Below are 14,216 nucleotides of genomic sequence, written 5' to 3'. Positions count from 1 at the left end.
GCGTCATCATCGCGGGCGGCGGTAATGGGCGGCAGCCGGTGATCGAGCTTTATCAGCGCCTCGCCGCAACCGTTGCCGAGCAATATCAAAAGACCTTCAACCATTACCGCCATTTGCGCGAAGAGATGTTGAGCGTCGAGACGCCTGAGCCGCAATTCAATCTGGCGTTTGAATGGGCGAAAGCGGCGCTCGATAAAGGGATGATTGACAACCCGGAATTGGGCTTGGGCCTGGTCGCGGGCTGGGGTGCATCGGGCGGCGGCGCGCGGCCCGGCTTCGGCTGGTTTTTTGGCGGCGATGCGGCGATCAATTCGTATGCGATGACCGGTTACAGCGATTTCGATGCGATGCGCGCGGCCTTCAAGTTCCTGGCGAAATACCAGCGCGCCGACGGCAAGATCACGCACGAGATTTCGCAAGCCGCGGCGCAGATCAAATGGTTCGATGAGTATCCGTATGCCTATTACCACGCCGATACGACGCCGTTGTATATCGCGGCGGTTTACAACCTCTATCGCCAGAGCGGCGACAAACAGTTCATCACCGAATTGTGGGAGCCGCTGAAAAAGGCCTATCAATTCTGCCTGGATAACGACAGCGACGGCGATGGTATTTTGGAAAACTCGAAAGCGGGTTTGGGCGCCTCGGAGCTTGGTTCACTGCTCAACGATCTGCATCAAGACATTTATCTGGCGGCGGCGAATACGGAAGCCTCGCTGGCGATGCGCGAGTTGAGCGCGGCAATGGGCGATCAGGAATTGCGCGCCGTCGCGGATGAACGCTACAAACGCGCGGCCAGCGCCATCAATGAACGCTATTGGGATGCGCAGGCGAATCGCTACGCCTACGCGCTGACCAAAAACGGCAAGCTGAACTCTGAGATCACCGCCTGGGCTGCGGTGCCGCTGTTCTTCGGACAGTTCGACGCCAAGCGCGCAGGCGAAACGTTGGATACTTTGGCGTCGGCGCAACTGAGCAGCGATTGGGGCGCGCGGATGCTCAGCAACGCCAGCCCGGCATACGACCCCATCGCTTACAACAACGGCGGCGTGTGGCCGTTCCTGACCGGCTTTGTCGCGGCGGGCGAATACCGCTATGCACGCGCGCATTCCGCCTTTCAGCATCTGCGCCAACTGGCGCATCTGACCTTTGCCCAAGCGCAGGGCGCGCATCCTGAGATTCTATCCGGCGATTATTACCGCCCGCTGGATGAATCGGTGCCGCATCAGTTGTTCTCTTCGAGCGCGTTCATCACACCGTTCGTGCGCGGCCTGCTGGGTTTGACGGCGGATGCGCCGAACCGCGAATTGCGCGTTGCGCCGCAATTGCCTGCTGGTTGGGACAAATTGAAAGTGCGCAACCTGCTGATCGGCAGCAGCCGCGTCGGAATGGAGTTTCAGCGCACCGGCCTTTCCAATCTCAAATTGATTTTCAGCAAAGAGGATGACCAGCCACTGCGGCTGCTTTTTGCGCCGACGTTGCCGCCGCTCTCCAAAATTCGCCGGGTCAATCTGGATGGCAAACAATTGGCGTACACCGTCGGCGAGAATGAGGGCGGCGTGCTCTGCCGCTTCGAGACGCTGTTGCGGCGTAGCGCCACCATCGAGATCATTTTTGATTGCGGCGTCGAATGGGATTTCCCCTTCACGCCGCCCCAGATTGGCGACCGGACACACGCGGCAAAAATCATGGGCACGCGGGTGCCCGATGCCAAAACCGTGGCGGTCGCCTTTGAAGGAATAGCGCAGCAGAACTATCAGGCGCGCGTGCGCAGCCAAGCCCCAATAACTGCCATCGAAGGCGGTGCCATCGTCAAAGAGGAAGGCGGCTGGAAGCTGGTTGAATTCACCGCGCCGGGTGTGGCTGAGCCAGCGGCTTACCAAAAGCATCAACTCGTCGTGAAATTGAAGTGACGGCAACGCACAAACGCAACCTGGGTACGCACCGCTTCCAGCGTGCAGGCTTGGCATGTGAAGTAACCCTACCGGAAGGAAGACCTCTGCTGCCACAACCGCACGCTGGAAGCGGTGCGTACCCAGGGCTAGCAAAATTTTACTTTGCCCCAAGAGGGCCGCTGACTATAATGCGCGCCGCGCGAGCACAGCACGGGGATAGGACAGGGTGTTAGTAACGCGAAGGTATTGGAGAGTGCAATTCGGCTCGGATGACCGCATCGGAGTTCCGCTCACGCAACTTGCAACACACCGTTTCGGCGCCACGGCAGCGGCCCTTCCCTTACGCCTGCTTCGGCCAGTCAGGTTTCCTGCCTATCTCATCGCCTTCACAATCAGCACTTGAGGATTTTTATGCCGAGATTTGCCAGAAATCCGCGGGCACAGGCCATGCCCAACCCATCGTCCAAAATCAGCGCGGACAAACGCGCGGCACAGGCGGGAAACATGTTTTCCGATTTCAAATTGGCCGTGCTCTTTTTGCTCTGTATAACCGTGGCCTACGCCAATCACATTTACAAAAACCGGCCCGAAGTCGTCACCCAACTCAAGCAAGGCAAGATCGCTGCGTTATGGCAGACGCCCCCGGAAGAGCAGAAGGCAGGCGACCCCTTGCGCCGTCCGGTCGAAGATTATGCCGCCGAAGTGCATCGTTATTTCGAGCAGGAAAATTTTGGCGTACTCGAAAAACTGGTGGCGACCTTGCGCGCGAATGGACAGCGATTGCCCGGCGGTGAATGGAAGCTGACCGCCTTTTATCGCGGCTTGCGGCCCAATTACGCCGAGCAGCAAACGCCCGTGCGATGGCAAAGCAATTTGAGCAAGTTGGACAAGTGGGCCAAACAATTTCCGGCCTCGGCCACGCCCCTGATTGCGATGGTGGACAACTTCGCCCAATTCGCCGAACCGCTGCAAACCAAAGCCGAGTTGGACAAGCTGCCGCCCAACCGCCGCCAGCAAATCAATGAAGGCATCGTCCTCGGCGAACAGGCCCTCAAGGCCGCCGAGGCCACCGAAGCCAAAGACCCGCACCTATACGCCGCCATGCTCGAATTGGGCCGCGTGGCCGGTTGGAACAAAACCAAATTCGACGAGCTATATCACGAAGGCGCGCGTCTGGAACCGGCCTATCAACACCTGCACGAAGCCAAGGCCGCCTACTTGCTGCCCACCTGGTATGGCGAGGCGGGCGAGAGCGAAGAGTTCACCCAAAGCGTGGCTGAAGAAGTGGGTGGCGCGGCGGGGCAGCAGCTTTACTTCCTGGTCACGACAAACGCCTTGTCGCGCACGCCCAAAGAAAGTTTTGCCGCCACGCGATTTTCGCTGGGCAATGCCAAAGACGGTTTTCAAAGCCTCGAAAAAAGTTACGGCATAGACACCAGGACGTTGAACGAGCACGCCAAATTGCTGGTGCGCAATGGCGACCTGGCGGGCGCTGAAACCATGTTCAAACGCATCGGCGGGAATTTCGACGCGGCTGCATGGCAAGGCAAAACCGAATTCGAGAATGCCCGCGCCAATGCGGCACAAGCCAGTGGCGGCGACGCCGGGGTGCTCGGCAATTACAAAACGGCGCTGCTGGGCGTGTATGGGGTCGGCATGATCCTGGCGCGCAATTTCCTGGGGGCCGCCGCCGGGCCGGTGACAAACCTGATGACGCTGGGCGTGCTGACCGGCGTCTCGGCGGAATTCAATCAGCAAGAAAAGTTTACGGAATTGATGAATTGGACGCGCGACACCATTGACGCCCTGAGCGCCATCATTGCGCGTTCGGTTCGTTAGACCTTAGCTGAATTAAGCAGCGAACGAACCACGGGGCACACGGGGCACACGGGGCGCACGAGGAACCTAGATCGGTTTTCACTTCGGTGTAGGGCAAAAGCTGCGCAGCGGGGCAGTACCGCGCGCGTGAGCAAGCGGAGCTTACGTCGTTGCGCCAGTCTGCCATACTTGACGCGCCGCTTGCTCACGCGCGCGGTACTGTCCCAGCGCGGTGTGCCTACCGTACACGCAAATGAAAACCGATCTAAGCAAAATACCTGTGCAAGCAGAGTTCGTGCGACGGAATCAGTTTGTGTTTCCCCTTCTTCCCCCTGTGTGCCCCGTGCCGTGGTTCAGCCCTCTTTCCGAGAATGTCTTTTAACTGGCGGGCAGAGATTGATGGCGGCTTTCAAACTCAGCTACAAACGCAGCTTCCTGACGCTGGCCTTGCTGGCGGTGGGCTTGGCGGCGGGCTTGGCGGCGGGGTTGGCGGTTTGGGCTTTTGTGATTGAACCGAATCGGCTGGTCGTCAGAGAAACACAACTTGCTTTGCCAAATTGGCCCAGGCCGCTAAATGGTTTGCGCATCGCGGCGCTGGCCGATTTGCACATCGGCGCGCCGCACATGAACCTCGCCAAATTGCGCCGCATCGTGGCGCTGACCAATGCACAACAGCCAGACCTGATTCTTTTGCTGGGTGATTATGTGATTCAGGGCGTCGCGGGCGGCCAGTTCGTCGAGCCAGCGCTGATTGCAAAAGAGCTTGCCCAACTGCAAGCCGAAGCCGGAGTCTTCGCGGTTTTGGGAAATCACGATCAATGGTATAGTGCCGCCCGCGTCAAAAGCTCCCTGGAACAAGTTGGCATCCTCGTTTTGGAAAACGAGGTCGCCGCGATCTCGTTGAAGGGCGGCAAACTCTGGCTGGCGGGTTTAAGCGACGAATGGACGGGCCAGCCGGATGTGCCGGGCACCTTTGCCAAAGTGACTGATGCGGCGCCGATATTAGCCCTGACGCACAACCCTGATCTTTTTCCGCGCATTCCCCCAAACGTGATTTTGACATTGGCGGGCCACACGCATGGCGGTCAATGCGCGTTTCCGTGGCTGGGACGTCCGATCGTTCCTTCGGCCTACGGGCAACGTTATGCCGCCGGTCTAGTGCTGGAAAACAACCGGCGTTTGTTTGTCACGACCGGTTTGGGCACCAGCATTCTGCCAGTACGGTTTGGCGTGCCGCCGGAAATTGCGTTGTTGCAACTTTCTTCCCCCTGACTTCCCCCTATGCGCTGTAGCGAAACCCTGATTTCCTGGCTCTGATGAAGCACTCATCAGCGGCAGCTCAGAACATCGTTTATGTCCATACTCAATTTCGGCAGCTTACGGAAGATGGTCGCCCCGCCTGATCTGGCGATTGACCTGGGGACGGCGAATACGCGGTTATTTGCGCGCGGGCGCGGGTTGATCGTGGACGAACCCTCGCTTATCAAACTCGAACCGCACACCCACGCGGTCGAAGCTTTCGGCCTGACCGCCGCCAAACTCGCCAGTGTTGATCCGCAATCCTTTTTCTTTTCGCCCTTGCACGCGGGTGTCGTGACGGATGTGGACGCCGCCGGAGCATTGCTGCGGGCCTTTCTGAATCGCTTTCGCCACCTGGGCTTTATGCCGCAACGCGCCCTGGCCTGCATACCGACTGCTCTCGCGGAAGTCGAGCGCGAAGCCTTATTGGAAGCAGCGGAGCGCGCCGGGTTGACTGAAGTGGCGACGGTGCCGAAACCGCTGGCCGCCGCGATTGGCGCGGGGTTGGATGTCAGTTCCGCTTACGCGCAATTGATCGTCGAGGTCGGCGCGGGCATTACCGAAGCCGCCGTGGTGCGTTCGGGCGAACTGCTCGAAACCTGCACCCTGCGTGTGGCTTGCGGCGATCTGCACCGGGCCGTCAGCCAGAACGTCGCCTCGCGTTACGGCGTCCTGCTCTTCCCGCGCGAAGCCGAACGCCTGACCCAGGAAATCGGCATCGCCAATCAAACAGACGCAAACCGCGAGTTCATCACCACCGGCACCGACCTGTTGAGCGGGCGCTCGGTATGTTTATCCGTCACCAGCTATGACGTACTGTTCGCCGCCGAATCCGTGGTCGAGCTGATCGTGGACAAGCTGGCGGCCTTTGTTGAAATGCTGCCGCCCGAACTTGCCTGCGAAGTGATCGAAGGCGGCATTTACCTGACCGGCGGCGGCGCGCTGATCAAAGGTCTGCCCGAACGGCTCTCGCTGGCGACGCAACTGGATTTGACCATTGCTTACGACCCGATGCGGGCCGTGATTCGCGGCGCGCAGGAGATGTTGCAGGTTAGCGAGAAAACCGGCGTGTGGGCGCACTGAAGGCGTAGGTAGCGCAACCCTGCCGAGGTTGCGCAGCTTCCGTCATTGAACTACTGGAAGCCCAGCTTGAAGCATCTGCGACCGCGCAACCTCGGCAGGGTTGCGCTACTCCTGCGAAGGCTGCTCAGTTCTCTTCAAATCAAACTATGACGGCCCACCGCAGTTAAAATCGTTGACAAGGCTCCCGTGCCAAGACGATATTGTGTACCGTCGCTGGTTCCCTGCTCTTGCCCAAACGCCAGCGTCTTGCTCGCGCGCGATTGAATTTCATCCCTGCCAATCTCGCACTTTTCCATCTGTTTTGAACGCCCCGGTGGAATGCACAGGCCGCACCCCGACTGGCCGCATAACGAAATTCCCTGAAGCGAAAACGCATGACGGCTTACTCCAGATCGAAGACATTTACACCGGCCTTGTTGCTAACGCTGCTCTGCGGCGCTACGTGGTGCAGCCTGAAGCCGGGGCCAGCGCGCGCGGCTAAACGCGTCAGCGCGCCGCTCGCCACTCTCAAACTCACCACCGCCACCGGCGCGGCGGGCGATCAATTCGGCAATGCCGTCGCCCTCAGCGGCGACACCGCGCTGATTGGCGCGCCGGGCGGCGACGCTAACGAAAATGCCGAGCAGGGTTGCGCGTATGTTTATGTTCGCATCGGTTCGGTGTGGTCGCTACAACAAGAACTGCACGCGCCTGATGGGACGGCCAATGACAATTTCGGCTGGTCGGTCGCGCTCAACGGCGACACCGCGCTGATTGGCGCCATAAGCAACGCCAGTACCGGCGCGGCGTATGTCTTCACACGCACCAATTCAATCTGGACGCTGCAACAAAAACTCAGCGCCAGCGACGGCGCGGCCAACGATCTGTTTGGCTGGTCGGTCGCCCTCAGCGGTGATACCGCCTTGATCGGCGCGCTCAGCACGGTGGGCGCGAATCGGAATCAAGGCGCGGCCTACGTTTTCACGCGCCTCGGTATAGGTTGGTCGCAACAACAAAAACTCAACGCCAGCGATGGTCTGGCCCACGCAGCCTTTGGCAGCGCCCTGGCACTCGCGGGCAATACCGCCCTGATTGGCGCGCCGGATGACGACCACAACAACCAAACGCTGCGCGGTTCGGCTTATGTGTTCACGCGCACGGGAGTGACCTGGACGCAACAGCAAAAGCTGGTTGCCAATGATGGTGCAGTGGCTGACAACTTCGGTCTGGCTGTCGCCCTCAGCAACGAAACCGCGCTGATCGGCGCGCCCAACGGCAATTTGAAACGCGGCGCGGCATATGTCTTCACGCGCAGTGGCACAACCTGGTCGCAGGAACAAAAACTGACGGCCAGCGCGGGCGCAGCCTTTGATGCCTTTGGCGCTGCTGTTTCGCTGAGTGAATCAAACGCCAACCGCGCCCTCATCGGTGCGCCCGGCAGCCTAGCGACACAAGGCGCGGCGTATGTCTTTACGCGCGGCGGCACAACCTGGGCGCAGTTGCTGACCCAAACTGCCGACGACGGCGCGGCCAATGACAGCTTTGGACAAGCCCTCGCGCAAAGCGGCAACACAGCTCTGCTCGGCAGCCCCGGCTGCACGCAAAACGGCAATGCCGCACAGGGCGCGGCCTATACGTTTGAATTATGCCCGGCCCTCGCACTCGGCCCCGAGACGCTGCCGATCACCACCGTCGGCATGCCCGTCTCACAGACGCTGACCGCCACGGGCGGCGTAGCGCCATACAGCTTTGCCCTCGCGAGCGGAACGTTACCGAGTGGGTTATCACTGGATGCGAACGGCGCGCTCACCGGCACGCCCAATCACGCGGGCAGTTTCAGCTTCACGGTGCGCGCGCAAGACGCCAATGGCTGCCTGGGCCTGCGCACCTGGACGGTCACCCTGGTTTGCAACCCACTCACGTTGTCGCCCAACACTTTGCCCAACGGCATCGCAGGAACAGCCTATAGCCAACCACTCAGCGCCAGCGGCGGCCTAGCTCCTTATACGTTCAACCTAAGCGCCGGAACCTTGCCCACCGGCTTGAGCCTCGCGGCGAATGGAGCGCTCAGCGGCACACCCGCGCAAGCAGGCAACTTCAATTTTACCGCCAGCGCCACCGATGCGTTCGGCTGCACCGGCACCCAAGCGTACACGCTGGTGATCGCCTGTCCCGTCATCACCGTCAATCCAACGACGTTGCCGCCAGGCTTGCTCAATCGCCCTTACGCAACAACGACCATCAATGCGACAGGTGGAACCGGCTCCTATCTTTTCGCGGTGAGCGCGGGCGCTTTGCCAACGGGCATGACCCTGACCAATGGCGCGCTCGGCGGCACGCCCAGGCAGGCGGGCATCTTCAACTTCACGGTCACGGCCACCGATGCCACGGGCTGCACGGGCACGCGCAATCTGTCACTGACGGTGCGACGGCTGGTGCGCGCCGATTTTGATGGCGATGGCAAAACCGATTTGAGCGTCTGGCGGCCTGGCAATGGCAATTGGCTGTCCCTCAATTCTTCCAACAACGCGCTGCAAACGACGCAGTGGGGCGCGGGCTATGCGCCTTACAACGACGTCATCGTGCCGGGCGATTACGACGGCGATGGCAAGATTGACCACGCCATCTGGCGCGGCGCAGATTCCATCTGGTACATCCGCAAGAGCGGTGATGGACAGGCTATCCTACAATTCTATGGCGCCAACTACGCGCCGTATTTCGACGTGCCGGTGCCGGGCGATTATGACGGCGATGGCAAGACCGATCTGGCTGTTTGGCGTCCGACCACGGGCACGTTTTTTGTGCGCAAGAGTTCTGACGGCGGCAACGTGATTCAAGCCTGGGGCACGAGCGGCGATACGCCGGTGCCGGGCGATTACGATGGCGACGGTATCACTGATTTCGCCGTCTGGCGGCCCAGCACCGGCAACTGGCATTTGTTGTTGAGCACGGGCGGCCAGCAGATCATTCAATGGGGCGCGGGCTTTGCGCCTTACAGCGACGTGCCGGTGCAGGCCGATTATGATGGCGACGGCAAGACTGACCTAGCCATCTGGCGCGGCGGCGATACGATCTGGTACATCCGCCCCAGCGCCACACCAGGCGCGCCGATGCTGAAATTCTTCGGAGCGAACTATGCGCCATATTTCGACATCCCCACGCCGGGCGATTTCGACGGCGACGGCAAGGCGGACATTGCGATCTGGCGACCGACGACGGGGACGTGGGCCGCCATTCGCAGCACGGATGGCTCGTTCCTGATTCAAGGACACGGGCAGTATGGCGATGTGCCGGTGCCCACCAGATGAGATCGGAAAGTGTCCGACAAGCTGCCAGCTTGTCGGCACCTCGGCTGACGAGCCATTGGGTTTACTGCCACACCCACAACAAGCTGGCAGCTTGTCGGACAACCGGACAGCCTACTTGGTGCGCGAATGAATAGACCCTGATGAGATAGGCGACAACTCGCAATCAGTTTTCCAAAGAGAACAAACCAGCCGGAGCCGCCATGACAAAGCGTCGTTGCGGCTCTTTGTTTTTTCGCTTTGAACTCTTGCGCTTACCCCGCCTGCCGATTTTTTTGCTTGACGCCCCCCCCCTGCAATTGAAGTACCGTGCGCGCTGTCGGTAACTCTCCCAAGCCCAAAAAAAACGATTTCAAGTAACCCGGTTCGACTCAAGCCCTAACGCCGAACTTTAGCCGATTGCAGGAGGCCGCCTTATGCCAGCGAAGCGTTCCACCCATGCACGGGCCGCCCATGCGCGGGCCATGCGTTACAGCACGTTGACACTTTGTTTCATTCTGATTTTGGCGGGCTTGCCTTTTGACGCGCGTGTCAAAGGGCAGAACAACCCGAACGCCAATCAAGATGGCCCGCGTACCAAAGGCGCGCCCGGCCCCAATCTGCCCAACCTTGACCAGACCAAGGCGGCGGGCGCCCGTGATGAAATGCAACCCGAGGTCATATTGCCGCCGCCCGTTGCCGCGACGCGCTGCCGTATGCGCGACCGCCTTTGCAAAGAAACCAAAGAGAAGAAAATCGGCCTTGCGCCGCATTACGAGCAGTTTCGCGGGCTGTGGGCGCGCGTCTTTGACTGGCAGGCGAAACCGGACAGCCGACGCTTGCCCGCAGTGGAGGCTTTGCTTGCGCCTCGTCGTGGAGAACAACTCGACGTGACGCCCGCGTCTTACGCTGCAATAAATCAAGCGCCGCGCCGAGACAAAACAGCCAAGTCGTTGCCGCGCGCCTACGCCAGTTCCTTTTTCCCCGCCGCCGTGCAAGGCGCAACGAATTGGGAAACCGCGCGCGTGGATGAAATCAATCGCACGGGCACGGGCGGCGAAGACCTCTATTCCGGCAATTACAATTGGAACCTGCCGCTGGTCAGTTTGCCGGGCCGTGCCGGTCACGATTTGAATCTCACACTCTCTTACAATTCGCTGGTCTGGCTGAGACTCGGCACACAGATGCGCTTCGATCACGATTGGAGTTGGCCGAGCGCCGGGTTCCATCTGGGCTTCCCGACGTTTCAGGGGCCGTATCTCAACACGCAAACTAACCTCATTTCCTACCAGATGTTCACGCCCACAGGCCGGGTCGTCGAATTGCGCGCCAATGGCACGAACACTTATGACGCGCGCGATGGCAGCCTGACGCGCTTGACCTTCAACGGGTCGGGCTATCCGGTGCTGACCACGACCGACGGCACGACCTATACCTACGGCGCGACGCTCGACATCAAAGATCGCAATGGCAATTTGATCACGGTCAGCTATAACGCCGCCGGTCTTTACAGCACGATTACCGATACGCTGGGGCGCGTCGTCACTTTCAATTACGGCGCGTATAACGATCTGCAAACGATCACGCAAAGCTGGGACAATCTCACCAAAACGCTGGTGACGTTTAGTTACGACAACAGCTTTCAGCTTTACCCGGCCTTCTCAGGTTTGACGTTAGAGAACGTCACGAGCGGCCAATACGAACCGGTGCTGTATCAGATCAATTTCCTGGATGGCACGCGCTTCAACTTTCAATACAACACCTACGGCCAGGTCACGCGCATTGAGCGCAGAGGCGCGAATAGCAATCTGCGCAATTGGATAGCCTATGACCTGCCTGCCAGCGGCGGCGCGCCCACCGATTGCCCGCGCTTCACCAAACGCACCGATTGGGCGGTGGATTGGAGTCCGACGGCGGGCTATGACACCAACTTCTGCTTTTCGGATACCACCTGCCCGTGGACGGCCAGTCACTTGGTAGGCAAAGTCACGACACCAGACGGTACGACACAGCGCGTAGTGTTCGCTGATTACACCCCATCTAACAACGCTTGGAAACGCGGGCTGACCGTTCTAACTGAAACGTGGTCGGGCGGTATAAAGAAAAAATGGACGACACTGTCTTGGGAAAATACCGGGACGCTTTATCAACTCAATCCCCGCGTAAACGAAACCAATATTTATGACGAGGCAAACAATCGCCGCCGCACCTACATCGAGTATTGGGATTACACCTATAACCTGCCGTCTTATGTGACCGAATACAACGCCGACGCCACGACGGTCTTGCGCCAGACGCTGACCTTTTACAATGTCAACGGTCAGTACCTGAGCCGCCGCCTCATCGGCTTGCCGACCGAACGCGCCTTGTATGACGGCAGCGGCGCGCTGCAAGCCAAAGTGCAATACGTTTATGACGAAGCCGGCTATTTGCAGGCGCACCCCACGCTGCCGATTAGGCACGACAGCACCGGCAGCGGCAACAGCAGCGCGGGCAATTACGGCCTGACCTTCAGCTATCGTGGCAATGTCACCACACTGCGCCGCTACAATGTCACTGACAGCAGTTACGTCGAGAATAAAACCGGCTATTACATCACGGGCAACCCGGCTTATACGAAAAACCCGCGCGACCTCCAGAACATCCCGCAAACCCAGACGACGTTCACTTACAACGGCACCTATCTGACCGATGCCGGATACCCGGAGACCCGCCCGAACACATACGCCTACCTCGGCAGCAGCACCGATCCGGATGGTTTCACCTCGACCATCGAATACCATTTCGACCGGGGCGATGTGCGGCGCACGACCGACCCCAAAGGCGCAATAGTGCGGCGCGATTACGATGGCATGGGGCGCATGTGGAAGGTGCTCAACGAAACCAACGGGGCGTATACGCGCTACACCTTCGACCCCAATCACAATTTCGTGCAGTCTTACAGCACCATCAATGATGCAACCGAGTTCTATTCCATCACCACCTTTGACGGGCACGGACGCACGCGGGCCAGCGCCAGCGACCATCCGGGCAGCACGACGGGTTACAAAGGGCAATACACCGGCTACGACAACATGGGTCGGGTGTATCAGCAATCCAATCCAGCGGAAATGAATGGTTCGACGTGGAATCCGGCGGGTGACGACGTGGCGGGTTGGGCCTGGAGTTATCAAACGTATGATTGGAAAAGTCGCCCGTTGGTAACGACCAATCAGGACACCACGACCAGGACTATCAGTTACGCGGGTTGTGGTTGTGCGGGCGGGCAGGTTGAAACGATCTGCGATGAAGGCGATGGTGTGCTGGTCAGCGGCCAGCCGCGCCGCCACAAGCAAGTTGTTTATCACGATGTGTTAGGGCGCGTGACTAAAACGCAGGTGCTGAATTGGGACGCTAGCGTTTATTCGACCACGATCAACACCTACAATGTGCGCGACCAAATCGCCACTGTGAAAGAATACAGCGGCAACGCGACGGGCACCGAGGCTTGCCCCTCGGCGACCTGCCAGAAGACCGACTTGAGTTATGACGGGCACGGGCGTCTATACCAGCGCAAGCTGCCGATTGAGAGCGCGCCAACGACTTATAGCTACTTCGCCGACGATACGGTGCAGACGATGACCGATGCGCGCGGCGCGAGCAGCACGTATGGCTATAACAACCGCCAGTTAGTAACCAGCATCACGTATGGCGTGCCCGCCGGGGTAGGGGCGACGCCAAATGTCACAATCGGCTATGATGCGGCAGGCAATCGCACCTCGATGAGTGATGGGCCAGGCAACGTAGCTTACATATACGACACGCTGAGCCGGTTGCAGTCGGAGACGCGCACCTTCAACGGACTCGCCACCACTTACCAACTCAGCTACGTTTACAACCTGGCGGGTGAATTGAAAAGCATCAGCACCTCGACCGGTCAGACCGTCAACTATCAATTCGACAAAGCGGGCCGGCTGAGCGGTGCCACGCCTAGCGGGTTCGCCGGTGTTACGCAACTTGTTTCCGGGCTGAGTTATCGCGCTTGGGGAGGATTGAAACACCTGAATTATGGCAACGGACTGAGCAAGGACCTCGGTTACAGTATTCGTATGGAAGTCTCGCAATTCAATATGCCGGGCAAGCTGAGCCTGACTTACAACTACCAGAACGACGGGCGTGTGCAAACGGCGCTGGACAATTTCGTGGGCAACTACAATCGTTCATTCAGTTATGATCACGAGGGCCGGCTGACTGCGTCCAGCAACACCATTTTCAACCACACCTATCAATTCGATGTGTGGAGTAACATGAATGGGCGCTATAACGCCAACAGCAATCCGCAGAATTACACTGCCACCTACGTCAACAATCGTAACACAGCCGCTGCCTGGCAATACGACGCCGCCGGCAACGTTACCTTGCACGATGGAGTGCAATCCGACTACGACGCGCGCAACGCCATAACTAAAATCAGCAAGGGCGCTGGCACGGCCCGCAAAGAGTATTTCTATGACGGCAATGGACAAGAAGTAAAGTGGTCAGCTATACTTCAGCGGGCAGCGTCATCAGCACCAAGTGCGAGGTGCGCTCGTCCATCTTAGGCGGACAGATCGTGCTCGACAATACAGACGGCGTCAGCTCAACCTATGCCTACGCGGGCGGCGAGTATGTCGCGCAGGGTTACACGAACAGCACGGTCTGGACACACTACGATCCCTATGCGACCAAGCGGCTGCAAGTGAACAGCAGCGGGAACACACTGACCAAGACCGAGTTCGATCCGTTGGGCGCGGCGGCGGAAGTGCAGGATTTGACGAATGACAACATCAATGACGCCGAACTGGTCTTCAATAAATTCGGCGCGAGCAATCAGGCCCTT

7 protein-coding genes are annotated in these 14,216 nt (G+C 59.2%); all 7 read left to right on the top strand.

The genetic code is table 11. The features are described 5' to 3' along the window. Positions 1 to 1,913: hypothetical protein (locus HY011_14860; GenBank protein ID MBI3424209.1), on the top strand; the 1,913-nt coding region annotated here is incomplete at its 5' end. A 486-nt stretch (positions 1,914 to 2,399) separates the two neighbouring features. After that, positions 2,400 to 3,734, top strand: a complete 1,335-nt coding sequence (locus HY011_14855; GenBank protein MBI3424208.1) for a hypothetical protein — start codon at positions 2,400 to 2,402, stop codon at positions 3,732 to 3,734. 378 nt (positions 3,735 to 4,112) lie between these two features. Continuing rightward, a complete protein-coding gene (locus HY011_14850; protein MBI3424207.1) occupies positions 4,113 to 4,985 on the top strand; it encodes a metallophosphoesterase in 873 nt (290 codons plus the stop codon). 81 nt (positions 4,986 to 5,066) lie between these two features. Then, a complete protein-coding gene (locus tag HY011_14845) occupies positions 5,067 to 6,095 on the top strand; it encodes a rod shape-determining protein (GenBank protein MBI3424206.1) in 1,029 nt (342 codons plus the stop codon). Between the two features lie 374 nt (positions 6,096 to 6,469). Further along, complete coding sequence (locus HY011_14840) at positions 6,470 to 9,382, top strand: putative Ig domain-containing protein (protein ID MBI3424205.1); 2,913 nt, start codon at positions 6,470 to 6,472, stop codon at positions 9,380 to 9,382. A gap of 413 nt (positions 9,383 to 9,795) precedes the next feature. Then, on the top strand, positions 9,796 to 13,938 hold the full coding sequence (locus HY011_14835) for a hypothetical protein (protein MBI3424204.1): 4,143 nt from the start codon (positions 9,796 to 9,798) through the stop codon (positions 13,936 to 13,938). A gap of 11 nt (positions 13,939 to 13,949) precedes the next feature. Then, on the top strand, positions 13,950 to 14,216 hold a 267-nt coding region (locus HY011_14830), incomplete at its 3' end, for a hypothetical protein (GenBank protein ID MBI3424203.1).

It is taken from the genome of Acidobacteriota bacterium (assembly GCA_016196035.1).
In the GTDB taxonomy this organism is placed as follows: domain Bacteria; phylum Acidobacteriota; class Blastocatellia; order RBC074; family RBC074; genus JACPYM01.
The sequence above is the reverse complement of the archived record's forward strand: the minus strand, read 5'-3'. Positions and strand labels throughout refer to the sequence as shown.